Origin of the sequence: Comamonas endophytica (assembly GCF_023634805.2) — a bacterium.
GTDB lineage: Bacteria > Pseudomonadota > Gammaproteobacteria > Burkholderiales > Burkholderiaceae_C > Comamonas > Comamonas endophytica.
Genome location: NZ_CP106881.1, coordinates 12,486 through 39,403, shown reverse-complemented (window position 1 = coordinate 39,403; position 26,918 = coordinate 12,486). Strand labels below are relative to the sequence as shown.

Annotated in this window: 19 protein-coding genes and 4 pseudogenes; 13 read left to right on the top strand and 10 right to left on the bottom strand. The window is 67.2% G+C overall.

Annotated elements, in window-relative coordinates; genetic code table 11:
• Nucleotides 1–20: 20 nt before the first annotated feature.
• Nucleotides 21–1,574: a fumarate hydratase gene (locus M9799_RS00185; RefSeq protein ID WP_231044405.1), complete on the bottom strand. Its 1,554-nt coding sequence runs from the start codon at nucleotides 1,572–1,574 to the stop codon at nucleotides 21–23.
• Nucleotides 1,575–1,787: 213 nt separating this feature from the next.
• On the opposite strand from M9799_RS00185, the gene fumC reads away from it, so the two are divergent.
• Together fumC and M9799_RS00175 are read left to right on the top strand one after the other, a co-directional pair.
• Entirely contained in the window at nucleotides 1,788–3,203 is a 1,416-nt protein-coding gene (gene fumC / locus M9799_RS00180) for a class II fumarate hydratase (RefSeq protein WP_231044406.1), read from the top strand.
• A gap of 253 nt (nucleotides 3,204–3,456) precedes the next feature.
• Nucleotides 3,457–3,927 (top strand): hypothetical protein, encoded by a 471-nt coding sequence (locus tag M9799_RS00175; protein ID WP_231044407.1) that lies wholly within the window; start codon nucleotides 3,457–3,459, stop codon nucleotides 3,925–3,927.
• Between the two features lie 5 nt (nucleotides 3,928–3,932).
• On the opposite strand, the gene M9799_RS00170 is transcribed toward M9799_RS00175, so the two are convergent.
• The 6 genes and pseudogenes from M9799_RS00170 to M9799_RS00145 form a co-directional block, all read right to left on the bottom strand.
• Nucleotides 3,933–4,655, bottom strand: coding sequence for a hypothetical protein (locus tag M9799_RS00170; protein ID WP_263725550.1), 723 nt, complete (start codon nucleotides 4,653–4,655; stop codon nucleotides 3,933–3,935).
• Nucleotides 4,577–5,452, bottom strand: a complete 876-nt coding sequence (locus M9799_RS00165) for an NAD(P)-binding protein (protein WP_263725549.1) — start codon at nucleotides 5,450–5,452, stop codon at nucleotides 4,577–4,579. Before M9799_RS00165 ends, M9799_RS00170 begins: the two co-directional genes overlap by 79 nt.
• A gap of 112 nt (nucleotides 5,453–5,564) precedes the next feature.
• The gene (gene proX, locus M9799_RS00160; RefSeq protein ID WP_231044409.1) at nucleotides 5,565–6,602 is read right to left on the bottom strand and encodes a glycine betaine/L-proline ABC transporter substrate-binding protein ProX; all 1,038 of its coding nucleotides are present in this window, start codon (nucleotides 6,600–6,602) and stop codon (nucleotides 5,565–5,567) included.
• A gap of 87 nt (nucleotides 6,603–6,689) precedes the next feature.
• A complete protein-coding gene (gene proW / locus M9799_RS00155; protein WP_422689363.1) occupies nucleotides 6,690–7,952 on the bottom strand; it encodes a glycine betaine/L-proline ABC transporter permease ProW in 1,263 nt (420 codons plus the stop codon).
• Nucleotides 7,949–9,200 (bottom strand): annotated as a pseudogene (gene proV, locus M9799_RS00150) (glycine betaine/L-proline ABC transporter ATP-binding protein ProV). The gene proW and the pseudogene proV overlap by 4 nt, the downstream one beginning before the upstream one ends.
• A 518-nt stretch (nucleotides 9,201–9,718) precedes the next feature.
• Complete coding sequence (locus M9799_RS00145) at nucleotides 9,719–10,324, bottom strand: TIGR00645 family protein (RefSeq protein WP_263725548.1); 606 nt, start codon at nucleotides 10,322–10,324, stop codon at nucleotides 9,719–9,721.
• A 189-nt stretch (nucleotides 10,325–10,513) separates the two neighbouring features.
• Between M9799_RS00145 and acs the strand changes: the two genes are divergently transcribed.
• Both acs and M9799_RS00135 read left to right on the top strand, forming a co-directional pair.
• A complete protein-coding gene (acs, locus tag M9799_RS00140; RefSeq protein WP_231044412.1) occupies nucleotides 10,514–12,508 on the top strand; it encodes an acetate--CoA ligase in 1,995 nt (664 codons plus the stop codon).
• Between the two features lie 321 nt (nucleotides 12,509–12,829).
• Nucleotides 12,830–13,324 (top strand): LapA family protein, encoded by a 495-nt coding sequence (locus M9799_RS00135; RefSeq protein WP_231044413.1) that lies wholly within the window; start codon nucleotides 12,830–12,832, stop codon nucleotides 13,322–13,324.
• Between the two features lie 69 nt (nucleotides 13,325–13,393).
• On the opposite strand, the gene M9799_RS00130 is transcribed toward M9799_RS00135, so the two are convergent.
• Nucleotides 13,394–13,699 carry a c-type cytochrome gene (locus tag M9799_RS00130; protein ID WP_231044414.1) on the bottom strand — a complete coding sequence of 102 codons (306 nt, stop codon included), beginning with the start codon at nucleotides 13,697–13,699 and terminating at the stop codon, nucleotides 13,394–13,396.
• A gap of 97 nt (nucleotides 13,700–13,796) precedes the next feature.
• Between M9799_RS00130 and M9799_RS00125 the strand changes: the two genes are divergently transcribed.
• The 7 genes and pseudogenes from M9799_RS00125 to M9799_RS00095 all read left to right on the top strand — a co-directional run bounded on the left by M9799_RS00125 (nucleotide 13,797) and on the right by M9799_RS00095 (nucleotide 22,302).
• Nucleotides 13,797–14,033: a TIGR04438 family Trp-rich protein gene (locus M9799_RS00125; protein ID WP_231044415.1), complete on the top strand. Its 237-nt coding sequence runs from the start codon at nucleotides 13,797–13,799 to the stop codon at nucleotides 14,031–14,033.
• Nucleotides 14,034–14,133: 100 nt separating this feature from the next.
• Nucleotides 14,134–15,987, top strand: coding sequence for a dihydroxy-acid dehydratase (gene ilvD, locus M9799_RS00120; protein ID WP_263725545.1), 1,854 nt, complete (start codon nucleotides 14,134–14,136; stop codon nucleotides 15,985–15,987).
• A 268-nt stretch (nucleotides 15,988–16,255) separates the two neighbouring features.
• Nucleotides 16,256–17,086: a prolipoprotein diacylglyceryl transferase gene (gene lgt / locus M9799_RS00115; protein ID WP_231044417.1), complete on the top strand. Its 831-nt coding sequence runs from the start codon at nucleotides 16,256–16,258 to the stop codon at nucleotides 17,084–17,086.
• A gap of 108 nt (nucleotides 17,087–17,194) precedes the next feature.
• Nucleotides 17,195–18,632, top strand: a pseudogene (locus tag M9799_RS00110) (malonyl-CoA decarboxylase).
• Nucleotides 18,633–18,674: 42 nt separating this feature from the next.
• Nucleotides 18,675–19,676, top strand: coding sequence for a Bug family tripartite tricarboxylate transporter substrate binding protein (locus tag M9799_RS00105; protein ID WP_231044419.1), 1,002 nt, complete (start codon nucleotides 18,675–18,677; stop codon nucleotides 19,674–19,676).
• 240 nt (nucleotides 19,677–19,916) lie between these two features.
• A pseudogene (locus M9799_RS00100) lies at nucleotides 19,917–20,734 on the top strand (enoyl-CoA hydratase/isomerase family protein).
• 23 nt (nucleotides 20,735–20,757) lie between these two features.
• A complete protein-coding gene (locus M9799_RS00095; protein WP_231044421.1) occupies nucleotides 20,758–22,302 on the top strand; it encodes a malonate--CoA ligase in 1,545 nt (514 codons plus the stop codon).
• A gap of 9 nt (nucleotides 22,303–22,311) precedes the next feature.
• On the opposite strand, the gene M9799_RS00090 is transcribed toward M9799_RS00095, so the two are convergent.
• Nucleotides 22,312–22,755 (bottom strand): universal stress protein, encoded by a 444-nt coding sequence (locus M9799_RS00090; protein WP_231044422.1) that lies wholly within the window; start codon nucleotides 22,753–22,755, stop codon nucleotides 22,312–22,314.
• Nucleotides 22,756–22,797: 42 nt separating this feature from the next.
• Entirely contained in the window at nucleotides 22,798–23,160 is a 363-nt protein-coding gene (locus M9799_RS00085; RefSeq protein ID WP_263725544.1) for a hypothetical protein, read from the bottom strand.
• On the opposite strand from M9799_RS00085, the gene M9799_RS00080 reads away from it, so the two are divergent.
• Together M9799_RS00080 and M9799_RS00075 are read left to right on the top strand one after the other, a co-directional pair.
• Nucleotides 23,159–24,349 (top strand): cyclic di-GMP phosphodiesterase, encoded by a 1,191-nt coding sequence (locus tag M9799_RS00080; RefSeq protein ID WP_231044423.1) that lies wholly within the window; start codon nucleotides 23,159–23,161, stop codon nucleotides 24,347–24,349. The two genes, M9799_RS00085 and M9799_RS00080, sit on opposite strands and share 2 nt — an antisense overlap.
• A pseudogene (locus M9799_RS00075) lies at nucleotides 24,346–26,834 on the top strand (putative bifunctional diguanylate cyclase/phosphodiesterase). The gene M9799_RS00080 and the pseudogene M9799_RS00075 overlap by 4 nt, the downstream one beginning before the upstream one ends.
• Nucleotides 26,835–26,918: the final 84 nt, after the last annotated feature.

Genomic DNA, 26,918 nt, shown 5'->3' with positions numbered 1-26,918 from the left:
TGCAGCAGGCCGCCGCGGGCTCAGGCGCCGGCCAGCGCGATGCCCTTGAATTCGCCGGTGGCGATCTTTTCCTTCCAGATCGCCGGGCCGGTGATGTGGGCGCTGGTGCCGCCCGCGTCGACGGCCACCGTGACCGGCATGTCGACCACGTCGAATTCGTAGATCGCTTCCATGCCCAGGTCGGCGAAGCCCACCACCTTGGCGTTCCTGATCGCCTTCGACACCAGGTAGGCGGCGCCGCCCACGGCCATCAGGTAGGCGCTCTGGTGCTGCTTGATGGCCTCGATCGCCACCGGGCCGCGCTCGGCCTTGCCGATCATCGCGATCAGGCCGGTCTTCTCCAGCATCATGTTGGTGAACGAGTCCATGCGCGTGGCCGTGGTCGGGCCGGCCGGGCCCACGGCTTCGCCACCCACCGGATCCACGGGGCCGACGTAGTAGATCACGCGGTTGGTGAAGTCCACGGGCAGGGGTTCGCCCTTGGCCAGCATGTCCTGGATGCGCTTGTGCGCGGCGTCGCGGCCGGTGAGCATCTTGCCGTTGAGCAGCAGGGTGTCGCCGGGCTTCCAGCTCGCGACTTCCTGCTTGGTCAGGTTGTTCAGGTCCACGCGCTTGCTTTTCTGCGTGTCGGGCGCCCAGTCGACCTTGGGCCACAGGTCCAGCGAAGGCGCGTCGAGGTAGACCGGGCCCGAGCCGTCCATCACGAAATGCGCGTGGCGCGTGGCGGCGCAGTTGGGGATCATCGCCACGGGCTTGGAAGCCGCGTGCGTCGGGTACATCTTGATCTTGACGTCGAGCACGGTGGACAGGCCGCCCAGGCCCTGGGCGCCGATGCCGAGGGCATTGACCTTCTCGTAGAGCTCCAGGCGCATCTCCTCCACCTGGTCGAGCTTCTCGCCGCGCTGCGACTTGGCCTGCAGCTCGTACATGTCGAGGTCTTCCATCAGGCTTTCCTTGGCCAGCAGCACGGCCTTCTCGGCGGTGCCGCCGATGCCGATGCCGATCATGCCCGGCGGGCACCAGCCCGCGCCCATCGTGGGGATGGTCTTGAGCACCCAGTCGACGATGCTGTCGCCCGGGTTCATCATGATCATCTTCGACTTGTTCTCCGAGCCGCCGCCCTTGGCCGCAACGGTGATGTCGACCGTGTTGCCGGGCACGATCTGCGTGAAGATCACGGCCGGCGTGTTGTCCTTGGTGTTCTTGCGCGCGAAGTGCGGGTCGGCCACGACGGAGGCGCGCAGCGTGTTGTCGGGGTGGTTGTAGCCGCGGCGCACGCCCTCGTTGATCGCGTCCTCGAGGCCGCCGGTGAAGCCTTCCCAGCGCACGTCCATGCCGATCTTCAGGAAGACGTTGACGATGCCGGTGTCCTGGCAGATCGGGCGGCGGCCGATGGCCGACATCTTCGAGTTGGTGAGGATCTGGGCCATCGCGTCCTTGGCCGCCGGGCTCTGCTCGCGCTCCCAGGCGCGCGCCAGGTGGGCGATGTAGTCGGCGGGGTGGTAGTAGCTGATGTACTGCAGGGCGCCTGCGATCGAATCGATCAGGTCCTGCTGGCGGATCGTGGTGGTCATCGTGGGTTTTCTAGAGAAGGTAACAGCGACAGCAACCCGGGATTATCCCGCGCTTCCTCGCCAAGCGTGGCAAAGCCCGGTAGTCTTCTATAACACTTGGACGCTCGGCACCGCCTTCGGGCACGCGCCACAGAGTGCAACGCCAGCAATCCATTGAGAATGGATATCATTCCCCGGTGGATTTTTTCCTCTCAACCCTCAGGAGACTTGTGGATGACGCAACCGGCTACGCGACAGGAACATGACACTTTCGGCCCCATCGAGGTGCCCGCCGACAGGCTCTGGGGGGCGCAGACGCAGCGCTCGCTGCTCAATTTCGACATCTCCGGCGAGCGCCAGCCGCGCGAGCTGATCCACGCGCTGGCGCTGGTCAAGCGCGTGTCCTCCCAGGTCAACCGCGAACTGGGCCTGCTCGAGGGCGCCAAGTCCGAAGCCATCATCGCGGCGGCCGACGAGGTGGTTGCCGGCCAGCACGAGGGCGAGTTCCCGCTGGTCGTCTGGCAGACGGGCTCGGGCACGCAGACCAACATGAACGTCAACGAGGTGCTGGCCAACCGCGCCAGCGAACTGCTGGGCGGGCAGCGCGGCGAGAGCCGGCTGGTGCATCCGAACGACGACGTCAACAAGAGCCAGTCGAGCAACGACGTGTTCCCCACGGCAATGCATGTCGCGGCCGTGCAGGCGCTGACGCACCAGCTGCTGCCGGCCATCGCCAAGCTGCAGGCCACGCTCGAGGAAAAGGCCAAGGCCTTCGACGGCATCATCAAGATCGGCCGCACCCATCTGCAGGATGCAACGCCGCTGACGCTGGGCCAGGAGTTCTCGGGCTACGCGGCGCAGCTGGCGCATGGCCAGGGCCATGTGCGCGCGGCCATTCCGCACCTGTGCGAGCTGGCGCTGGGCGGCACGGCCGTGGGCACGGGTTTGAATGCGCCGAACGGCTATGCGGGCGCGGTGGCGGCCGAGTTGGCGCAGCTCACGGGCCTGCCGTTCGTGACGGCGCCCAACAAGTTCGAGGCGCTGGCCAGCGTCGATGCGCTGGTGCATGCGCACGGCGCGCTCAAGACCCTGGCCGCGAGCTTGATGAAGATCGCCAACGACGTGCGCTGGCTGGCCAGCGGCCCGCGCAGCGGCATCGGCGAGCTGAGCATTCCCGAGAACGAGCCGGGTTCGTCCATCATGCCGGGCAAGGTCAACCCCACGCAGAGCGAGGCGCTGACCATGCTGGCGGCGCAGGTCATGGGCAACGACGTGGCGATCAACATCGGAGGTGCCTCGGGCAACTTCGAGCTCAACGTGTTCCGCCCGATGGTGATCCACAACTTCCTGCAGAGCGTGCGCCTGCTGTCGGACGGCATGCGCAGCTTCAACGACCACTGCGCCGTGGGCATCACGCCCAACGAGGATCGCATCGCCGAGCTGGTGCAGCGTTCGCTGATGCTGGTCACGGCGCTCAATCCCCACATTGGCTACGACAAGGCCGCCTATATCGCCAAGAAGGCGCACCGCGAAGGCACCAGCCTGCGCGAGGCGGCGGTGGCCAGCGGCCATCTGACGGGCGAGCAGTTCGACGCCTGGGTGGTGCCGTCGCAGATGGTGGGGAATACGGTGGGGTTTCATCAGGGGTGAGGCTGGCTTGGAGGGCTCGTTGAAGGTTGGACGGACCACTTCGTGGAATGACGTCCATGGCTCGACAGGCTCACCACGAACGGTTTTTTCCCGTTGTGAGTGTCCTCACACCGCCATGTCACCGAAGCCGAGGAAAAAAACCGTTCGTCCAGAGCCTGTCGAAGTATGAACGGCCCATCCACAAGAAAAGGGCGAACGGCGATGACGGGCATTGCTTCTGCTAAGGTGCCCCCTTGTTTCCGAAAGACATCCCATGCATTTCCCGCCCCTGCGCATCGCGCTGCTGACCTTCGCCGCGGCCCTTTCGGGCTGCTCCTATGTCAGCGAGATGCGCATGCCCTCGATGCCTTCGCTGCCCAGCTGGATCTCCAGCTCGACACCAGCACCCGTGGCGCCCGCGATGCAGCCAGCCGCACTGCAGCCCACCGACAAGACCGAGACCTGGCGCGGCACCTACCGCCAGCACGGCGATGCAGCGCGTTTCACCGAATGCCGCAGCGGCGCCGAAATGCCGGTGGCGCAGGCCGGCGACAAGGCGCTGCTCGATGCCGCCTATCTTGCCAGCCAGTCGGCGCCCGGCGCGCCGCTGCTGGTGGAAGTGCAGGGCCGCTGGGTGCTGCGCGCCCGCGCGGATGCTCCGCCATCGGCAAAGGAGCAGGAACTGGCGCTGCTGGTCGAGCGCTTTGTCTCGGTCTCAAGCCAAGGCTCGTGCGCAGGTTGGTGAAAGCCTCATGCCCGGCGTTCCAGTCCGGGCAGCCCCATGCCGAAGCGTTGGTTGAGATAGTGGATCGATGACTTGTAGGCCGCATCGGCCCAGCCCGAGCGCTGCGGGTTGTAGCCGTCGCTGACCAGCGCGACGTCCTCGCCCGGCAGCGGCTGCACGGCCCAGCGGAAGATGTCGCGGTTGCTGAAATGGTTACCGGAGCGCAGGTAATACCAGGCGTCGGGCCATTCGCGGAACACGGTCCGGCTGGGCGTGCCGATGTGCACCGGCCGCGTCACGCCGTTGTCGGCAAACAGATGGTTCAGGCCGATGGCGACCTCCCGCTCCAGTGCCTCGAGCGGGCCCTGCGCCAGCCGGGCCCAGAGATCGGCGCAGTCGGTCTGGTCGTTGTAGACCACGCGTATCGCGTTCTGCGTCGAGGCATATTCCTCCAGCGGGATCTCCACCGAGTTGATGCAGTGCCCCGTGGTCCAGGCGCGCCACACATGGCGCCCGTTGGCGGTGACGATGCCGCGCCACCAGGGCTCGCGGTACCACTGGGTGATGGTGGTGACGCGCACTCCGACCAGGGCCTGGAACTCGGCCTGGGCGCGGATGCTTTCGGCAATGCCGCCCTGGACCTGGCCCAACGCCACCGGCGGCAGCGCGATCACCAGCGTGCTGGCGGTGATGGCGCGCCGCGGCGTCTTGATGAGGTAGCCGGCGGGCGATTTGTCGATGGACTGCACGGCCTCGCCCAGATGCAGCTGCACCCCAGGTCGCGCACGCGCTGCTCCATGCCACGCGTATAGGCCGACATGCCTCCCACCGGGTACAGGCTCTGGCAATGGCCGCTGGGGCAGATCGCGCCGGCATCGTTTTCCTCGTCGAGATAGTCGAGGTAGGCCTTGGCGCTGAGGTCGTATTCGTGATCGGCGCGGAAGCGGTAGGTGCCGTGCAGGAAGGCGCAGCCCTCAGCGCCGATGACCTTCTCGGCATAGGCGCGCAGATTCGGGTAATCGTCCACATGCCGGCGCTCGGGGCCGCGCAGCAGCTTCTCGTAGAGCTGGATCTCGTAGCCGCCGCGGCTGCGGTCCACGTCGAGCCCGGGAAACACGCGGATGAACTCGTCGTTGTTGGTGGCATACATGCCGCGCGTGAAGCCCAGCTCCTCGAGCATTTCGGGCTTCTGCAGGGGAATGCCCAGCTCCTCGGCCAGCTGCGTCAGCACGCTCTGGCCTTCCATGATGCGCCGCGCGCCGAGCTGCACGAAGGGGCCGGCGGCCTGTTCGTCGGATGCGGGAATATCGGACACGCGCCCGCCCAGGCAGGCGTCCTGCTCGAACAGGCACAGGCGCGGCCCGAAGCGTTCGGCCAGGCGCAGTGCCGTATGCAGGCCGGCCACGCCGCCGCCGATGATGGCGATGGCGCAATGCGCGGTGGTGTCGTCAGCGGCCAGCGCTGGCTGCGGCTGGGAAAGTTCTGCCGGGGCGGGCGCCACGGCGGCGGGGGCGTCCACTTCGCCGCCCAACAGAAGATGGCTCATGCCGAACATCCTTTCCTGGAGCTGCGGCAGTGTCTGCGCACCCGGCAGTCCAATCGGGAAAGTGTAGGGCGGCCCCGCGGCCGGGGCGGCGAAGGCTATGCCTGGCGCGAGGTTACTTGCCAGCCGCCGCCGCCTGGGCTTGCGCGATCCAGCCGTCGAAGGTGTCCTGGTGCGCCTCGATCCACCCCGCCACGTGGCGCTCGATGTCGCCCGGCTTGTTCTCGCCTTCGAACATGCGGTTGTTCTCGGCGTTGATGTCGTCGATCGGCAGCTGCATGATCTCGAACAGCTTGCCCGCCGCCGGGTTCTGCAGCGCCCATTGCTTGTTCGCCAGGATGTGCTGGCTGTTGGGCAGGAAGCCGTAGTTCTTGCCGTTGGGCAGCTTCGTGTCCTCGCCGCCCTGGGCGCCCGGGGTGGCGCTGAAGGGCACCTCCAGCCACATCACGTCGCTGCCGGGCTTGAGCTGGGCGCTGACCCAGAAGGGCGTCCAGGTGTAGTACAGGACGGGCTTGCCCGACTTGTAGCGCGAGATGGTGTCTGCGATCAGCGCCGAGTAGGTGCCCTGCTGGTGCGTGATGGTGCCGCGCAGCTGGAAGGCGTCGAGCTGGTGCTCGATGGCGGCCTCGCAGCCCCAGCCCGGGGTGCAGCCGGTCATGTCGGCCTTGCCGTCGCCGTTGGCATCGAACAGCGCGGCCAGCTTCGGATCCTTGAGCTGGCCGATCTGCGTGATGCCGTACTGCTCGGCGGTCTTCTTGTCGATCAGGTAGCCCTGGATGGCGCCGTCGGCAAAGGTGCCCTTGCGCGTGAGCTTGGCGTCGCCGCCGGCGTTCTTGTAGAAGCCTTCGTGCAGCGGAATCCAGTGGTTGGCCATGAAGGTCGCATCGCCGTTGGCGATGGCCAGATGCGCCGTGGGGTACTCGACTTCCTGCACCGGCTGCACGTCGTAGCCGAGCTTTTGCAGCGCCTTGACGACCAGCTGGGTCTGGAAGCTCTCCTCGGCGATGGAGCTCTTGAGCGGGAAGACCTTGACGCCCTTGCCGGGCAGCGCAGCGCCGCCCGAGTCCTGGGCTTGGGCCAGCAAGCCGAAGCCGGCCAGGCAGGTGGCCAGCAGCGCAGTGCGCAGGCGCGGGCGGGTGGGGAAATGGGACATGTGCGATTTCCTGTGTTCTGGGAGTGGCCCGGACGCGGCGGTCCGGGCAGGCCGCCATGGCGCAAGGCCATGGCGCGCGGGAGCGGGTCAGGCGCCGATGGCGTCGCCCATGGGGGCGGCCGATGCCGGGGCGCTGGCGCGGCTGCCGGCAGCCGCCGGCGCACGGCGCGCCGGGCGCAGCCGCAGCAGCCAGCCCAGCGGGCCGCGCTGGGTCCAGCGCTCGCCGCCGCGCTGGGACTTGCCCATGGCCTGGGTGATGCGGTCGAGTGCAATGGCCAGCAGCACGATGCCCAGGCCGCCGACGGTGGCCAGGCCCATGTCGAGGCGGCCGATGCCGCGCAGTACCATCTGCCCCAGGCCGCCAACGGCGATCATCGAGGCGATCACCACCATCGACAGCGACAGCATCAGCGCCTGGTTGATGCCGGCCATGATGGAGGGCATGGCCAGCGGCAGCTGCACCTTCCACAGCATCTGCAGGGGCGATGCGCCATAGGCGCGGCTGGCCTCGATCAGATCCGGGCGCACCTGGCGGATGCCCAGGTTGGTGAGGCGGATCAGCGGCGGCAGCGCGAACACGATGGTCACGATGACGCCGGGCACGTTGCCGATGCCGAACAGCATCACCACCGGCACCAGGTAGACGAAAGCCGGGGTGGTCTGCATCGCATCGAGCAGGGGCCGCGTCCAGCGCTGCGCGCGGTCGCTGGATGCCAGCGCAATGCCCACGGGCAGGCCGATCAGGATGCAGAAGGCCAGCGAGGTCAGCACCAGCGACAGCGTGACCATCGCCTCGGGCCAGATGCCCAGCAGCGCGACGATGGCCAGCGAGACCAGCGTGCCCAGGGCAATGGCGCGGCCCGCGAACTGCCAGGCCAGCAGCACCATCAGGGCGATCATGACCATCGATGGCACGCTGGTGAGCAGGCCTTCGACGCCCGTCAACGTGGCATCGATGGGCGCGCGCACGGTCTGGAAAAACGGGCGGAAATGCGTGACGACCCATTCGAGGCCCTGGTTGATGCTGTCCTGCACCTGGGCCGAGTCGGCCATCCAGTGCTGCACGTCGAGCATCTGCGCCAGTGTGGCCGGGGCGTCGGCCTGGCCGTTCAGCGCATCATTGACCAGGCGCGGGCCGTCGAGCCAGTCGGTGTTGCCGGCGTCGAGCTGGCCGCTGTTGCCCAGCGTCCAGGGATCGGTGGCGACGGCGACATCGGGCACGTCGGCGGCGCTGCCGGAGGGCAGGTCGGTCAGCGGCATGGCGGACATGTCCATCACCGTGGAGTCGAGGGCGTCGGTGCTGACCTGGGCGACCTGCATGGGGGAGGAATGGTTGACGGTACTGCTCATGCGGCGCTCCCGGTGAGTTGAGTGGTCTGAGAAGGCGTTGCCGGCGGCAGCGGCGGCGTGTCGCGGTCGAGGAACTTGAGCAGCATGGTCTTGCTGACCACGCCCGCGAAGCGGCCATCGGGCTGCACCACGGGCAGCGCGCAGGGCGCGGCCGCGACCTGGCCGAACAGGTTGGCCACCGGTGCATCGACGGCAATCGAGGACACGTTGTCGAGGTACGCATGCTGCAGGCCCAGCGTGCCCACATGGCCGTCCAGCGCCTTGCGTAGCGATTCGGCCGAGACCGTGCCGAGATACTGCTGGCGCGGGTTCACCACATAGGCGAAATCGCGGTCCGAGTCCTCGATCATGCGCAGCGCCGGGCGGCAACCGCGGTCGGCGCGTTCGTTGACCACAGTGAGGGCGCGGCGCGCGATGTCGCCGGCCTTGAACACCGCCGCCGCATCGACGCCGCGGATGAAGTGGCGCACGTAGTCGTTGGCCGGGTTGCGCAGGATGTCGTCGGGCGTGCCGACCTGGATCACCTGGCCGTCCTTCATGATCGCGATGCGGTCGCCGATGCGCATGGCCTCGTCGAGGTCGTGCGAGATGAAGATGATGGTGCGGCGCTTGACCTGCTGCAGGCGCAGCAGCTCGGATTGCATCTCGGTGCGGATGATCGGGTCGAGCGCGGAGAAGGCTTCGTCCATCAGCAGGATCGAGGGGTCGGAGGCCAGCGCGCGCGCCAGGCCCACGCGCTGCTGCATGCCGCCCGACAGCTCGTCGGGGTAGCTCGCGCCCCAGCCGTCCAGACCCACCTGCTCCAGCGCGGCCTGGGCTGCGGCCTGCCGTTCGGCGCGGTCCACGCCGGCGAGTTCCAGCCCGAAGGCGGTGTTGTCGAGTACGCTCACATGTGGCAGCAGCGCAAACGACTGGAACACCATGGAGATGTCCTTGCGGCGCAGCGCGCAGCTCCTTGGGGCTGAGCGTGCCGATGTCGGTGCCGTCGACCAGGATGCGGCCGGCGGTGGGCTCGATCAGGCGGTTGAGCATGCGCACCAGCGTGGACTTGCCCGAGCCCGACAGGCCCATGATGACGAAGATCTCGCCGGCTTCGATCTGGAAGTCGGCGTCGAAGACGCCGATCGACTGGCCGGTGCGCGCCAGGATTTCCGCCTTGCTCAGGCCCTGTTCGACAAGCGCCAGCGCGTCCTGCGGCGCATTGCCGAATACCTTGAAGACATGATCGATGGTGATCTGTTTGGCCACTGTTTCTCTCTCCCTCGATTGGATTGAACACAGTCCAGCGCCTTGCATAAAGCGCTGGCGTGCATGGCCGAAGGCAGCACCTGATGCAGTGCCCGCTATAGGCGCGGGCATGGGCCGTGATGCATGTGCGCGGCACATGCGCCGGACCGGACGGTACCCGTCGGGACCGCAAGAGCCTGGCAAGACGCCGGGGCGTGGGGCGTGAAAACCTGTTTGCCATCGGCGATCCAGCGGTGGCGCGAAGCCACCCGGCTGGGCATCAGGACCACGATCGGCCCGATGACGGGGCTGCCAAGGCAACACCGCCTGAAGTGGATCGAAACGCTGAAAAACGCATCGATTACCTGCATGGCAGGTTGTAAACAAGCCTGTGATTCTATGAATTGAGTGCTTTTGTGTCAATAAATGGTTATTTTCACCTGTGCTATCACGCGTGCGTGATTCGCGCAAGGGCCGCGGCGTAAAAAACCCGCGCCGCGGATCGCGGGGCGGGTTTTTGCAGGGCGGCTGGCAGGCGTTCAGTGGCTGCGTTGGTGGTTGTTGCGCAGCAGGCGGTCGGTGAAGGCAATCGCCAGTGCGCTCAGCAGGAACGCGATATGGATCATCGTCTGCCACATCAGCACCTTGGGGTCGTAGTTGGCGGCGTTGATGAAGGTCTTGAGCAGGTGGATCGAGCTGATGCCGATGATCGACAGGCCGAGCTTGACCTTGAGCACCGTGGCATCGACATGGCTGAGCCACTCGGGCTGGTCGGGGTGGCCCTCGATGTTCAGCCGGCTGACGAAGGTCTCGTAGCCGCCGATGATCACCATGATCAGCAGGTTGGAGATCATGACCACGTCGATCAGCGCCAGCACGACCAGCATGATCACGGTCTCGTTCAAGCCGGTCAGCGGCGCGTCGGGCTTGTAGCCGATGCTCGTGACCAGCGCCTGCAGCGCTTCCTGGCTGCCGAACGCGGCCTCGATCAGGTGCCACAGCTCGAGCAGGAAGTGCCAGACGTAGACGCCTTGCGCCATGATCAGGCCCAGGTACAGCGGCACCTGCAGCCAGCGGCTGGCGAAGATGAAGGCGGGCAGCACACCCATCGCTGGCGTGGGCTTGGGGGAGGGTGGGGAGTCCATGGCGTGTGGAAAGGCAAAGAAAGGGGTGCGCGATTGTATCGGTGCGCGCCCGCGCAGGGCGGCGCGGGGGGCCGGTGCTCCGGCGGCGCCGAGGGCCAATTGCCCGGGGCCCAAGTCAGTGACCTGTAAGACGGGCAGGCGACAGTCGCGGCACAATGGTCCGAGTTAGCCAAGGAGACACAACACACCATGAGCGCCTCGTCATCCGCGATTGAATCCGTGCTGGTTGAAAACCGCGTCTTTCCCCCGCCGCCGGCCTTTGCGCAGGCGGCGCGCATTTCCGGCATGCCCGCCTACCAGGCGCTGTGCGCCGAGGCCGAGGCCGACTACGAGGGCTTCTGGGCGCGGCTGGCGCGCGAGCACCTCGACTGGAACAAGCCGTTCAGCCAGACGCTGGACCGCTCCAACGCCCCGTTCTTCCAGTGGTTCGCCGATGGCGAACTCAACGCCAGCGCCAATTGCCTGGACCGCCACATGGGCACGCCCGTCGAGCACAAGACGGCGATCGTCTTCGAGGCCGATGACGGCACGGTGACCCGCCTGAGCTACCGCGAGCTGCTCGAGCGCGTGGGCCGCTTCGCCAACGCGCTCAAGGCCCAGGGCGTGCAAAAGGGCGACCGCGTGCTGATCTACATGCCGATGACCGTCGAGGGCGTGGTGGCGATGCAGGCCTGCGCGCGCATCGGCGCCACGCACAGCGTGGTGTTCGGCGGCTTCTCGGCCAAGGCGGTGCAGGAGCGCATCATCGATGCCGGCGCGGTGGTCGTTATCACCGCCAACTACCAGCTGCGCGGCGGCAAGGAGCTGCCGCTCAAGGCCATCGTCGACGACGCGCTGGCCTCGGGCGAATGCCCGAGCGTGCGCCGGGTGCTGGTCTACGAACGCACCGCCACGGCCTGCGCGATGACGCCGGGGCGCGACATCAGCTTCGACGAGGCGCTGGCCGGCCAGAGCACGGAATGCGCGCCGGTCGCGGTGGGCGCCGAGCACCCGTTGTTCATCCTCTACACCAGCGGCTCGACCGGCAAGCCCAAGGGCGTGCAGCACAGCACCGGCGGCTACCTGCTGTGGGCCAAGCTGAGCATGGAGTGGACCTTCGACCTGCGCGCCGACGACATCTTCTGGTGCACGGCAGACATCGGCTGGATCACGGGCCACACCTATGTCGCCTACGGCCCGCTGGCCGCGGGCGCGACGCAGATCGTGTACGAGGGCGTGCCCACCTACCCGGACGCGGGCCGCTTCTGGCAGATGATCGAGCGCCACCGCTGCACGATCTTCTACACCGCGCCCACGGCCATCCGTTCGCTGATCAAGGCCGCCGAGGCCGACGCCGCGGTGCACCCCGGACGCAGCGACCTGTCGAGCCTGCGCCTGCTGGGCAGCGTCGGCGAGCCGATCAACCCCGAAGCCTGGATGTGGTATCACCGCCATGTGGGCGGCGAGCGCTGCCCCATCGTCGACACCTTCTGGCAGACCGAGACCGGCGGCCATGTGATCACGCCGCTGCCCGGCGCGACGCCGCTGGTGCCGGGCTCGTGCACGCTGCCGCTGCCGGGCATCACCGCCGCCATCGTCGACGAGATGGGCAACGACATCGCCGACGGCACGGGCGGCATCCTGGTCATCAAGAAGCCCTGGCCCAGCATGATCCGCAACATCTGGAACGACCCCGAACGCTTCAAGAAAAGCTACTTCCCCGAGGAGCTCAAGGGCTACTACCTGGCCGGCGACGGCGCGGTGCGCAGCAGCGACCGCAGCTACTTCCGCATCACCGGACGCATCGACGACGTGCTCAACGTCTCGGGCCACCGCATGGGCACGATGGAGATCGAATCGGCGCTGGTGGCCAAGACCGACCTGGTGGCCGAGGCCGCCGTCGTGGGCCGCCCCGACGACGTGACGGGCGAGGCGATCTGCGCCTTCGTGGTGCTCAAGCGCGGCCGGCCCACGGGCGAGGAGGCAAAGCAGCTGGCCAAGGAGCTGCGCGACTGGGTGGCCAGGGAGATCGGCCCCATCGCCAAGCCCAAGGAAATACGCTTCGGCGACAACCTGCCCAAGACCCGCAGCGGCAAGATCATGCGCCGCCTGCTGCGCGCGCTGGCCAAGGGCGAGGCCATCACGCAGGACACCAGCACGCTGGAGAACCCGGCGATTCTCGAGCAGTTGGCCGAAAAAAATTGACACCCCCTGAGCCGCTCACGCCCTAGGCGGGCCCCGGCTTCCCCCTCTCATCCTTCGGTGGAGGGGGCGGCCAGGGACGGCACCTTCGCTGCGGGGGCCGCCTAGGTGCGGCCCTTGCTCGGCGCCCCCCTGCTGGATCGCGCCACTTTCATGGGTTGGGGTTTTTGCAAGGGTGTGAGGCTCGATATGCGGTGCAACGGTGATATGTAGGACGGCGCCACTCTTGCTGGAAAGGGCCACTCGGCAGGGCTTTGCATGGGTTACAAATGCAGGGCAGGCGGCCCACCCCGGGCCGCGCACCGACCGAGGAGAAGAACAGGCATGCATTTCCGAACCATCATCCTGGCCCTGATCGTGCTGGCCATCGCCGCGCTGGCGGCGCTCAACTGGCCGACGCTGGCCGCCTATTCCGCCGTCAACCTGGGCGTGACCACAGTGCAGGCGCCGCTGGGCGTGATCATGCTGGGCCTCACGGTGCTGCTGGCCATTTTCTTCATTGCCTATGTGCTGTCGCTGCAGACTTCGGTACTGCTCGAAACGCGCCGCCACAACAAGGAAATGCAGGCCCAGCGCGAGCTGGCCGACAAGGCCGAGGCCTCGCGCTTCACCGAGCTGCGCGCCGTGCTCGAAGCCCAGCATCTGCAGGGCCAGAACGCGGTGCTCGAACGCCTCGACACCATCGATGCCCGCGCCCAGGCGCGCGCCAAGGAGCTGGAGAACAGCAATGCCGCGTATATCGGCCAGCTCGAGCAGCAACTGCGCGACCGTCGCCCGGACGACCGCCTGTTCGTGCCTCCTTCGCGCGAATTCCCCTGAGCGCCAACGCGCTCGCGCCCATGAAAAAGCCGCCTCGAGGGCGGCTTTTCTGCGCGGAGACAGGCGCGATCACTTCTGCTGCATCACCCAGGCAGCGAGCTTCTTGGCATCGGCATCGTTCACCTGCGCGTTGGCGGGCATGGGCACGGGGCCCCAGACGCCGCCGCCGCCCTTGACGATCTTGGCGGCCAGCTTGTCGGTCGCATCCTTTTGATTGGCATACTTGGCCGCGACATCCTTGAAGGAGGGGCCCACGAGCTTCTTGTCGACGGCGTGGCAGGCCATGCAGTTCTTGGACTTGGCCAAGGCCAGGTCGGCCATGGCCGGGGCTGCCGCGCCGAGAGCCAGGGCCAGGGTGATCAGGGTGCGCTTCATCGTAAACTTTCCAGGGTGTCTTTGTTCTGCAGGAAATTGTAGTGGTGCATGCGCTTGGATGCGCCGCTGCGGACTTAGTTCCCGCAAGGAGTTGTGTATGTGGATGTTGCTGATTGCGCTGGTGCTGACCTTGTTGAGATTCCTGGAGGTCGGGCCGCTGGCCGCGGTGTCGTGGTGGTGGCTGCTGGTGCCCTACGGGATCACGGTGGCATGGTGGAGTTTCTCGGACGCGACGGGCCTGACCAAGCGCCGCGCCGCCGAGCGCGACGAGGCGCGCCGGCAAAGCCGCATCGAGCGGCAGAAGCAGGTGCTGAGTCCGCGCAAGCGGCGCTGAGCGCGCGCGCTCGCGCTACCCCGCGGCGGGCGGCGGCAGGGCAGGTGCGACATAATTGGCGTCGTCCCACGTGCTTTCCCGCAACCATTTCAAGATCACCATGCCCGCATACCGTTCCAAGACTTCCACTGCCGGCCGCAACATGGCTGCGCGCTCCCTGTGGCGTGCCACCGGCATGAAGGACGAAGATTTCAGCAAGCCGATCATCGCCATCGCCAATTCCTTCACCCAGTTCGTGCCCGGCCACGTGCATCTGAAGGACCTGGGCCAGCTGGTCGCGCGCGAGATCGAGGCCGCGGGCGGCGTGGCCAAGGAATTCAACACCATTGCCGTCGATGACGGCATCGCCATGGGCCACGACGGCATGCTGTATTCGCTGCCCAGCCGCGACATCATTGCGGACTCCGTGGAGTACATGGTGAACGCCCACTGCGCCGATGCGCTGGTGTGCATTTCCAACTGCGACAAGATCACGCCCGGCATGCTGATGGCCGCGATGCGCCTGAACATCCCGGTGATCTTCGTTTCGGGCGGGCCGATGGAGGCCGGCAAGGTGCGCCTGGCGAATCCGACGACGCACAAGATCGAGTTCAAGAAGCTGGACCTGGTGGACGCCATGGTGATGGCCGCCGACGACCAGTACACCGACGAGCAGGTGGCCGAAGTCGAACGCTCGGCCTGCCCGACCTGCGGCTCCTGCTCGGGCATGTTCACCGCCAATTCCATGAACTGCCTGACCGAGGCGCTGGGCCTGTCCCTGCCGGGCAACGGCACCGTGCTGGCCACGCATTCCGACCGCGAGCAGCTGTTCCTGCGCGCCGGCCGCACCATCGTCGAGCTGGCCAAGCGCTACTACGAAGGCAACGACGAGCGCGCGCTGCCGCGCTCGGTGGGCAAGAAGGCCTTCGAGAACGCGATCACGCTGGACATCGCGATGGGCGGCTCGACCAACACCATCCTGCACCTGCTGGCCATTGCCCAGGAAGCCGAGATCGACTTCGGCATGGCCGACATCGACCGCATGTCGCGCACCGTGCCGCAGCTGTGCAAGGTCGCGCCCAACACCAACAAGTACCACATCGAGGACGTGCACCGCGCCGGCGGCATCATGGCGATCCTGGGCGAGCTCGACCGCGCCGGCCGCCTGCACACCGACGTGCCCACGGTCTACGGCGCCTCGCTCAAGGACGCGCTGGACGAATGGGACATCGCGCGCGCGCCCAGCGAGGCGGTGCAGACCTTCTACAAGGCGGGCCCCGCCGGCATCCCCACGCAGGTGGCATTCAGCCAGAGCACGCGCTGGCCCAGCCTGGACCTCGACCGCGCCGAGGGCTGCATCCGCTCCTACGACCATGCGTTTTCCAAGGAAGGCGGCCTGGCCGTGCTGACGGGCAACATCGCGCTGGACGGTTGCGTGGTGAAGACCGCGGGCGTCGACGATTCGCTGCTGGTGTTCGAAGGCCGCGCCCATGTGACCGAATCGCAGGACGAAGCGGTGGAGAACATCCTGGCCGACAAGGTTGTGGCCGGTGATATCGTCATCGTGCGCTACGAGGGCCCGAAGGGCGGCCCGGGCATGCAGGAAATGCTCTACCCGACCAGCTACATCAAGTCCAAGGGCCTGGGCAAGGCCTGCGCGCTGCTGACCGACGGGCGCTTCTCGGGCGGCACCTCGGGCCTGTCGATCGGCCACTGCTCGCCCGAAGCGGCGGCTGGCGGCGCCATCGGCCTGGTGCAGGATGGCGACCGCATCCTGATCGATATCCCGAACCGCGCGATCAACGTGCTGGTCAGCGACGAGGAGCTCGCGCGCCGCCGCGAGGCGCAGAACGCCAAGGGCTGGAAACCCGCCAAGCCCCGCCCGCGCAAGGTGTCGGCCGCGCTCAAGGCGTATGCCAAGCTGGTGATGTCGGCGGACAAGGGGGCGGTGCGGGATCTGTCGTTACTGGACTGAGCTCGCAAACCGGAACCGTTCTCCCTGGGCTTTCCAAAGCGCTTGTTGACGCGTGGGCCGACAAGCCGTTCGTCCTGAGCCTGTCGAAGGATGAACGGCCCGCGTTCCAGGCATGAGGACAGGCCGTCCATGGTTCGACAGGCTCGCCACGGTTAGGGAGCAGGCTCACCATGAACGGTGAAAGGTAGGCCCACCACGAACGGCTCAGGCAGTGCCCCGTTCACGCAACTTTCACAGCCCCCCGCCCGCCTACGGCACAATCAGTGCCATGCTCATCTACCCCCAAATCGACCCCGTCGCGCTGCAGCTCGGCCCCATTGCCGTGCACTGGTACGGCCTTACCTATCTGGCCGCCTTCGGCCTGTTCCTGTGGCTGGGCACCCGGCGCCTGCGGCATCCGCCGTTCTCGCGGCTCACGGGCGAGCAGGCCTGGTCGCGCAAGGACGTGGAGGACATCCTGTTCCTGGGCGTGGTCGGCGTGGTGATCGGCGGGCGCCTGGGCTACTGCCTGTTCTACAAGCCCGGCTACTACCTGTCGCATCCGCTGGAGATCTTCGCGGTCTGGCAGGGCGGCATGTCTTTCCACGGCGGCTTGCTGGGCGTGCTGGGCGCGATGACCTGGTTTGCGCGTTCGCGCCGCCGCCCCTGGCTGCAGGTGGCCGACTTCGTCGCGCCCTGCGTGCCCACCGGCCTGGCGGCAGGGCGCATCGGCAATTTCATCAATGGCGAACTCTGGGGGCGCTTTGCCAGCCCGGACCTGCCCTGGGGCATGGTGTTCGCGCACAGCGGCTCGATGCAGCCGCGCCATCCCTCGCAGATCTACCAGTTCCTGCTCGAAGGCCTGCTGCTGTTCGCGCTGCTGTGGCTATATGCGCGCAAGGAGCACCGCCAAGGCCAGGTGGCGGCGGCGTTCCTGGTTGGCTACGGCCTGCTGCGCTTCATCGCCGAATATTTCCGCGAACCCGATGACTACCTGGGCCTGCTGTCGATGGGCCTGAGCATGGGCCAATGGCTGTGCCTGCCGATGATGGCGGCTGGCGTGCTGCTGTGGCTGTGGGCGCAGCGCCAGCCGCAGCCCCAACCGCAACGTCCTGCCTGAAGCGTCGCCCAGGCGACAGCCGGCAGCCCGGGGCAGGGCAACCCATAATGGCGTGAGGGCCATGAGGATGCGATCCTCTGCCTCATCTGTCACCCGAGGACCTGCTGCATGAACCTGGCATCTGGATGGATTGCGCGTGGCGTGTCCAGGCTGCGCACCCCGCGACTGGCACCCGCGCCAGCCGCGCAGGCGCCCCCCGCGCCGCGTTCGACGCACGAGCGCCTCAAGGCCTCGCTGCGCCGTGGCACCGAGGCGCTGGCGCCGCGCGTGCTGCGCCGGCTGATGGACGATCTGCTGGCGGCCTCCGCGGAGCAGGCCAGCGAAGTCGAAGGCGGGCGCCGCGCCAAGGATGTCATCGACTGGTATGCCGCGGCCTCGCCCGAGGCGCGCCAGGATCTGTGGCTGCTGATCTGCGAGCAGTTCGGCCCCGATGCCGAGCGCCTGCAGCGCGCGCGCCAGCACTTCGACCAGGCCGAGTCCGCACTCGAGCGCAGCCAGGCCGAGATCGCGCTGCGCCGTGCGCTGGCTTCGGCGCGCTGCTGCAGCGCTTTGCCGTGCCGGCGGGGGCATGCGCTTCCTGCTCGATCTGCGCGCCGAACTGCTGGCGCTGCCGCGCGCCGACCAGCGTTTCGCGGCGCTCGATGCCGAGCTCGAGCATCTGTTTTCCACCTGGTTCGACGTGGCCTTCCTGGAGCTCAAGCGTCTGAGCTGGGACTCTCCGGCATCGCTGCTCGAGAAGCTGATCCAGTACGAGGCGGTGCACGACATCCGCAGCTGGGCCGATCTGAAGAACCGGCTGGACAGCGACCGCCGCTGCTATGGCTTCTTCCACCCGCGCCTGCCGGGCGAGCCGCTGATCTTCGTCGAGGTGGCATTGGTCGACGACCTGTCCGACAGCATCACGCCGCTGCTCGACGAGAGCGCGGCCACGGCCGACATCAGCCGCGCCACCACCGCCATCTTCTATTCCATCAGCAACACCCAGGCGGGACTGCGCGGCGTGAGCTTTGGCGACTCGCTGATCAAGCATGTCGCGCAGACGCTCAGCGCCGAGTTCCCGCGCCTGCGCACCTTCGCCACGCTGTCGCCGATACCCGGCTTCCGCAGCTGGCTGGCCAAGCACGGCACCCCGCTGCTGGCGCGCATGGGCGACAAGCCGCGCAGCGAATTGGCGCGGGCACTTGGCGTGGAGCCCCAGGCGCAGCTCGATGCCGCGCTGCTGCTGCAAGCCGCCGAGAAGGCCGCGCAGCTGCCCGAGCAGTCGCCGGTGCGCCGCGCGCTGCTGTGGTGCGCGGCGCACTACCTGGGCAAGGAAAGCCACAACGGACGCCCGCTCGACCCCGTGGCGCGCTTCCACCTGGGCAACGGCGCGCGCGTCGAGCGCCTGAACTGGGGCGGCGATCCGTCGGCCAAGGGCGAGAAGCAGTCCTTCGGGCTGATGGTGAACTACCTCTACGACCTCAAGAAGATCGACAAGCACCGCGGCCTGCTGGCGCAGGGCCGGCTACCGGTATCACGCGACATAGAGATGCTGATGAAGGGCTGAAGTCGCAGCGCGCCGAACAACAACCACCAGGGGACACAAGCGATGGCGGATATCTCTTTGCAACGCCGCGATGCACTGCGCGCGGCCGCCGCGGCCATGGTCGCAGTGACGGGCCACAGCTGGGCGCAGAACCCAGGCTCGCCGGCATGGCCGACCAAGCCGGTGAATCTCGTCGTGCCCTTTCCCGCGGGCGGCGGCACCGATGCCTTTGCGCGCCCGCTGGCGGCGCAGTTCGCCAGGAGCACCGGCAAGACGCTGGTCATCGACAACCGCGGCGGCGCCGGCGGCACCGTGGGCGCGAGCTTCGCCGCCAAGGCGCCCGCCGATGGCTACAACTATTTCATGGGCGGCACGCACCATGTGATTGCGCCCTCGGTCTACGCGCGCCTGGACTATGACCTCGAGCGCGATTTCATCCCGCTGGCGCTGCTCGCCAGCGTGCCGCAGGTGGTCGTCGTCAACCCGCGCACCGTCACCGCCAAGACCATCCAGGAGTTGATTGCCGAGCTGCGGCGCAAGCCCGGCAGCTTCAACTATGCCTCGGCCGGCGCGGGCACCTCGCACCATCTCGCGGGCGAGCTGTTCAAGCTGCAGAGCAACACCTTCGTCACGCACATTCCCTACCGCGGCGCGGGCCCGGCGCTGCAGGACCTGATCGCCGGCAATGTCGACATGATGTTCGACGGCCTGGGATCCTCCGCCGCGCATATCAAGGGCGGGCGCATCAAGGCGCTGATGGTGTCGGGCACGAAGCGCAACCCTTCTCTGCCCGATGTGCCATGCGCTGCCGAAGTCGGCCTGCCCGACTACACCGTGACCACCTGGTACGGCATGTGGGCGCCCAAGGGCACGCCGGCCGAGCAGCAAGGCCAGATGATCGAGGAACTGCGCCGCCTGGGCCAGAACCCCGAACTCAAGGCCATCTGGGCGCAAAATGGCGCGGAGTACGGCGCGCTGACCAAGGAGCAGTTCGCGGCCATGGTCACGGGTGAAATCAAGCGCTGGGCCCAGGTGGTGAAGGCTTCGGGGGCGAAGGTGGAGTAGGAGCTGCCCGAGAGACGTATAGAACCGTTCGTCCTGGGCCTGCCTGGTCGGCCCCGTCGAAGGATCGAAAGACGTCCAATTGAAAGAGACCTCCATGGTTCGACAGGCTCACCACGAACGGTTTGGCCCGTTGGTTCGACAGGCTCACCACGAACGCTTTGAGCCGTTCGTCCTGAGCCTGTCGAAGGATGAACGTCCTTCCCTACAGTAAAGAGAACGTATGCCAAGTTCCTCCAATAGATGACCGGTGAAATAAAAATCCTCCCCCCCGATCCCTTCGGCATCGTCCGCGTGCAGCTGCACCACCCCGGCAAGCGCAACGCCATGTCCGTGCAAATGTGGCATCAGCTGCGCGCAGCCTTCGCGTCTTTCCAGGGTGACCAGCAATTGCGCTGCATATTGATCGAAGGCAGCGCCGAATCCGGCGAGGCCGCCTTCTGCGCCGGCGGCGATATCTCCGAATATCCGGCCTTCCGCTTCGACCCTGCGGCACTGCGCGATTTCCACGAGAACGCGGTATGGGGCGGCCTGTCGGCCATGCTGGACTGCGAGGTGCCGATCGTTGCAGCCATTGCCGGCGCCTGCATGGGCGCGGGCGTGGAGATCGCGGCCTGCGCCGATCTGCGTCTGGCCGCGCAATCCGCGCGCTTCGGGGCGCCCATCGCCCGCCTGGGTTTTCCCATGGCGCCGCGCGAAGCGGCGCTGGTGGCCACCGCGGCAGGTGCGCTCACGGCACGGCAGATGCTGCTGGAAGCCGCCACCTTCAGCGCCGCCGAGATGGCGCAGCGCGGCTTCGTCGGCACCGTGGTCGAAGATGCCGAGCTGCCATTCGCCGCGCACTCCAGCGCCCGGCGCATCGCGGCGCTGGCGCCGCAAGCCGCGCGGCGCAACAAGCAGATCCTGCGCGCGCTGCTGGCCGCGCCCTGGCCGCGGCGCAGCAGCTCGCCGGGCAGGGCCGGCACGGCCTGCCCGGCGAAGATATCTATGCCTATGCCGATGGGGCCGAGCACCGCGAGGGCATTGCCGCCTTCCTGGCCAAGCGCGCCCCGGTCTTTTGAAACTTCAGCAAACTTGGATTCCCATGCCTTCCGACGACAATCTGTTCACCGCCTTGCGTGCCGCGTTTCCCGCGGACCTCGATGCCACGGCCATCGAAGCCATCGCTGCCGATGGCCAAAGCCGCCACTACAGCTGGCGCGATCTCGAGCAGGCCAGCGCGCGCATCGCCAATCTGCTCGATTCGCTGCAGCTGCCGCCGCGCAGCCGCATCGCGGTGCAGGTCGAGAAGTCGGTCGAGGCACTGCTGCTGTACCTCGCGACGCTGCGCGCCGGCCATGTGTTCCTGCCGCTCAACACCGCCTACCAGAGCGCAGAGATCGAGTATTTCATCGCCAATGCCGAGCCTGCGGTGGTGGTCTGCGCGCCAGCCAACTTCGGCTGGGTCTCGAAGATCGCCTTCAAGGCCGGAACGCACGCGGTGTTCACGCTGGGCGAGGACACCAGCGGCAGCCTGCTCGAGCGCGCCGCGCACCACAGCGATGCGCACGCGCCCGCGGCCAGCACGGCCGATGACCTCGCCGCCATCCTCTACACCAGCGGCACCACGGGCCGCAGCAAGGGCGCGATGCTCTCGCACGGCAACCTGCTGAGCAACGCGCAGGTGCTCAAGGACTACTGGGGCTGGCGCCCGGGCGACGTGCTGATCCACGCGCTGCCGATCTTCCACGTGCATGGGCTGTTCGTCGCCATCCATGGCGCGCTGCTCAACGGCAGCAAGATGATCTGGTTCGCGAAGTTCGATCCCGCGGCGGTGATCGCGCGCATGCGCGACGCCACCGTGTTCATGGGCGTGCCCACGCTCTATGTGCGCATGCTGGCCGACGCGCGCCTGACGCGCGAAGCCACGCAGCACATGCGGCTGTTCATCTCGGGTTCGGCGCCGATGCTGCCCGAAACCCACCAGGCCTGGCAGCAGCGCACCGGCCACACCATTCTCGAGCGCTACGGCATGAGCGAGACCATCATGCTGACTTCCAACCCCTGCGCCGCCGAGGCGGGCGAGCGCCGTCCCGGCACCGTGGGCTTCGCGCTGCCGGGCGTGCAGGTACGCGTGCTCACCGATGCGGGGCAGGCCGCAGCCGTCGATGAGATCGGCAATATCCAGGTGCGCGGGCCCAATGTCTTCAGCGGCTACTGGCGCATGCCCGAGAAGACCGCCGAGGAATTCACCGCCGATGGCTGGTTCAAGACCGGCGACGTGGGCCGCTTCGATGCGCTGGGCTATCTGAGCATCGTCGGGCGCAGCAAGGACCTGATCATCTCCGGTGGCTACAACGTCTATCCCGCCGAAGTCGAGAGCTTCATCAACGAAATGGCCGGCGTGGCCGAAAGCGCGCTGGTCGGTGTGCCGCATCCGGACTTCGGCGAGGTCGGGGTGGCGGTGGTGGTGCCCAAGTCCGGCGCCGAAGTGCAGCCCCAGGCGCTGCTCGATGCGCTCAAGGGGCAGTTGGCGAACTTCAAGATTCCCAAGCGCTGCTTCGTCGTGCCGGAGCTGCCGCGCAACACCATGGGCAAGGTGCAGAAGAATCTGCTGCGCGCGCAGTACCAGGAGCTGTTCGGCGCCTGATCGCTGCGTTCAGCGCAGGACCAGCACGGGAACCGTCGAATGCGTCAGTACATGCTGGGTCTCGCTGCCCAGCAGCAGGCGCTTGAGGCCCTTGCGGCCGTGCGAGGCCATGACGATCAGGTCGCAGGCGTGCTCCTTGGCCACGTCGATCAGCGTCTCGGCTACCAGGTCGGATTTCATCACGCTGGTCGTCACCACCACGCCGCGGGCCTCGCCCGTGGCCTGGATGTCGTTGAGCGACTGTTGCGCGCTGTGCACCCACTGGTCCTCGATGCGCTTCACGTCCTCGAGGCTGGTGTAGTCGCCGCCCTCAAGGAAACTGCGCGTATACAGCGGCACCACCTTGACGACGACGACGCTGGCCTTGCACAGCGCCGCCAGCGAGAGCCCGCTTTCCACCGCCTGTTCGGACAGCGGCGAGCCATCGGTGGCAATGAGAATGCGTTGGTACATAGGGCCTCCTTGAAAGAAACGTGGCTGGATCGCAGACAAAGCTTATCTGCGTTTGGGCGATTGATGAACAGCAGGGCGCACGGAAAACACTTCGATGGGTGGAGATATAGGCCGCCCATGCGCACCCTTTGCGCCCTCCGACGCGCGCAAGGACCCGCGGCGTGCCAGGCGCCGCCGGCTTGATGCATTGGTTGCGTCGAAACGCGTCGAGGCGCGGCTTTTTTGTTGCATCATTTGCATCCGTATTGGCAAAACATCGGCACCGGTAACCAGATGCACGTTGGCGCTAAAGAAGTGGTCATAATTGCCGAAACAATTGGACAGTTGTGCAACCTTTTGTACGGTATCGCTTTCAAGTGTGAATTCTTCTGTCCTGATCAATCCGCAAGCTTTGCGGCTAGGCATGTACATCCAGCTGGAAGTCGGCTGGATGCGCCATCCCTTTCCCGTCAACAGCTTCCGTATTGTTTCCGATAGCCAGCTCCGGACCCTGCAGGCGCTGGGGCTCGAGGCCATCCGTTATTTTCCCGATCGAAGCGATATCGTGCCTGCCGAGGACACGGCGCCTGCCGCTGCAGCGCAGGACGCGCAGCGCGCCGAGGCCGCATCCGCAGGCGAGGCTCCCGCGGCTGCCGATCCCGCACCGGCTGCGCAGCCTGCGCTGTGGCAGCGCTGCAATGAGCGCTTTCGCGGCGCCGCGCGCGATTACCTGCGGGTCTTCGCCAGCGCCGGCACGGAGCCGGCACAGGCGCTGGAGCTGTGCGACAGCATGGTCCAGAGCTATCTGCACGACGTGCTGCCCGCGGGCGACCTGGTGATCCGCCTGCTGTCCGAAGGCTCCGGCAACCGCCAGGCCGAACATCCGATCAATGTCACGGCGCTGTGCCTGCTGCTGGGCCGGGCCCTGGGCATGGAGCCGGCGCAGCTGCACGAACTGGGCACGGCGGCCTTGCTGCATGACATCGGCAAGGACAGCACTCCCGGCACCGCGCCGCTCACGCGCGAACAATACGAGCGCCACGTCGGGGATTCGGTGGCGCTGGCGCTGGGCATGGGTGTGTCCAGCGATGTGCTCACGGCCATTGCCCAGCACCACGAATTTGCCGACGGCAGCGGTTTTCCGCTGCACCTGATCGACGAGGACCTGAGCACGACCGGCAAGGTGCTGTGCCTGGTCAATGCCTACGATCGGCTTTGCAATCCGGAATTCGCGCGGGGCGGGCTGACGCCGCACGAGGCGCTGTCGCAGCTCTATGCCCAGTTCCGCGAACGCTTCGATCCGGCGATGCTGCGGGTATTCATCCGCATGATGGGCGTGTACCCGCCAGGCTCGGTGGTGCAGCTTGCGGACGGGCGCTACGCGATGGTGGTTTCGGTCAACAGTTCGCGCCCGCTCAAGCCCGAGCTGCTGGTGTACGACGCCAGCGTGCCGCTGGCGCAGGCAAAGCCGCTGAATCTGGAGCAATGCCCGGACATCAGCATCCGGCGCAGCCTGCGCCTGGACCAATTGCCGCGCGAGGCGCTGAGCTATCTCTCGCCGCGCCAGCACATCTGCTATTTCTTCGAACGTGCGGTGGAGCCTTGCCAGCCATGAACCAGCCATTGCAAGCCCTCTGGCACCAGACGCTCGATGCGCTGCTCGAGGCGGTGTGGCTGATCGATGAGGACACGCTGTGCATCCGCTTTGCCAACCGTGCAGCGCAGCGGCTGACGGCCTATGACCGCGAGGACATGCAGGGCATGCCGGTGCAGGCGCTGGCCGCCACGCCGCAGGACCTGTGCCTCTGGGAAGACGCCAGCCAGTGGCGCAATGGCTCGCAGACGCTGACGCAGGTGCAGTGCCGCGACGGCACGCTGCGTCCGGTGGAGCAGCGCGTCGAACGCATCGACTGCCCCCTGGGTGGCGAGAACGGCTGGATCATGCTGAGCATGCTGGACCGCAGCGAGCAGGCGCACACCGAGCAGGAACTCGAGGGCCTGCTGTCGGACCTGCGCGCCACGCTCGACTCCACGGCCGACGGCATGCTGGTGTGCAGCCAGGATGGCGGCATCCGCGCATTCAACCATCGCCTGGCCGCCATCTGGGGCTGCCGCAGCACATGCTGGTCCAGCGCAACGATGCCGGCATTCTCGAGTACATGGCCGCCAAGGTGCGTGACCGCCAGGCCTACCTGCTGCGGCTCGAGCAGCTTCAGCGCCAGCCGCTGCTCGAGAGCACCGACGTGCTGGAGCTCGAGAGCGGGCACATCATCGAGCGGCGCTCCGTGCCCCAGCTCAAGCGCGGCGCGCCCATCGGCCGCATCCACAGCTTTCGCGACATCACGCACGAGGTGGAGGTGCAGGCCGGCCTGAAACTGGCGGCGCGGGTGTTCGACTGCAGCCTGGATGCCATCTTCATTGCCGATGCCGCGCACCGGCTGGTGCGCGCCAATCCCGCCTGCCTGCGGCTGATGGGCGAGGGCGACTGGGCGGGGCGCGATGTGCGGGAGCTGTTCGGCAGCAGCGCTCCGGCCGACTGGTATGCGGCCGCAGCGCAGGAATGGCGCGGCGGCGGCTTCTGGCAGGGCAACCTGTGGCTCGAGCAGGGCGGGCAGCAGCGCTGCGCCGTACGGCTGTCGTGGGTGGCGCTGCGCGATGCGCAGGACATGGTCTTCCAGACCATTGGCTTCATGCGCGACCTGACGCAGCAGCGCCAGGCGCAGCAGCGCATCGAGGAGCTGGCCTTCAGCGACGCCCTCACGGGCCTGCCCAACCGCCTGTGCCTGTCCGCCCATGTGGAGCGGGCGCTGGCGCGCGCGGCGGACGGCCATGAGGTGTTCGCGATCCTGTTCATCGACCTCGACCGTTTCAAGATCATCAACGATTCGCTGGGCCACCAGTTTGGCGACCGCGTGCTGAAGCTGGTGGCCGAGCGGCTGCAGGGCTGCCTGCGCGCGGCCGACATGCTCTGCCGACTGGGCGGCGACGAATTCGTGCTCTACCTCGAGGGCTGCGACGAAACCCTGGCGGCCAGCGTGGCGCAGCGCATCCTGCGCGAGATGCTGCGTCCCTTCCTGCTGGATGGGCTGGGTTTCTCGGTGCAGTGCAGCATCGGCGTGTCCCAGTACCCCCACCACGGCCATACGCTCGACGAGCTCATCATGCAGGCCGATACCGCGATGTACCGGGTCAAGGAGCGCGGCCGCGGGCATTACAGCTTCTACCAGCCGCAGATGAACTCCGGCCTGCTGTCGCGCATGAAGCTCGAGCATGCGATGCGCCAGGCGCTGGAGCACGGCCGCATGGCGGTCTATTTCCAGCCGCAGGTGCATATAGGCAGCAACCGCATCGTCGGGGCCGAGGCCCTGCTGCGCTGGAACGATCCCGAATTCGGCATGGTCTCGCCCGGCGTGTTCATCCCCATGGCGGAGGAGTCGGGCTACATCGTGACGCTGGGCGCCTGGGTGCTCGAGCAATCGATTTGCGAAGCCGTGCGCTGGAGCGTTGGGGGGCGGCCGCTGAAGGTGTCGGTCAATGTCTCGGCGCTGGAGTTCCGCCAGCCCGACTTCGTCGAGCGGCTGCAGCAGCTGCTGTCGCGCCACGGCCTGCAGGCGCACCTGCTGGAGCTGGAGCTGACGGAAAGCATCCTGCTGCAGGATGCCCACGAGATGGCGGCACGCGTGCGCTCCATCGCCGAGCTGGGCGTGGGGCTGGTGATCGATGATTTCGGCACCGGTTATTCCAGCCTGGGCTATCTCAAGAAACTGCCGATCGCCAAGATCAAGATCGACCAGTCCTTCGTGCGCGGCCTGCCGCAGGACCCGGGCGACCGGGCCATCGTCAGCGCGATCATCAGCATGGGCAAGGCGCTGGGCACGGAGGTCGTCGCCGAGGGCGTGGAGACCAGCGCGCAGCGCGATTGTCTGCAGTCGCTGCAATGCCAGTTCTTCCAGGGATTCCTGTGTTCGCCCGGTTTGCCGGCCGAGGCTTTCGACGCCCGCATGCGTGAAATGGGTGTGCTGCAGGAAGACGACTGGCACTGCGGCGTGGTGGCCGACTCCGCCCTGCGCCTGCAAAGCGGCAGCCCGGAACGCCAGTAGCGTCCAGCCGCCGCAGGGCCTTTGCCACGCGGCGCCGCATTCGCCTGGCGCGGCCTGATGCAGCGCCGCGGGCGGCTGTCCCTG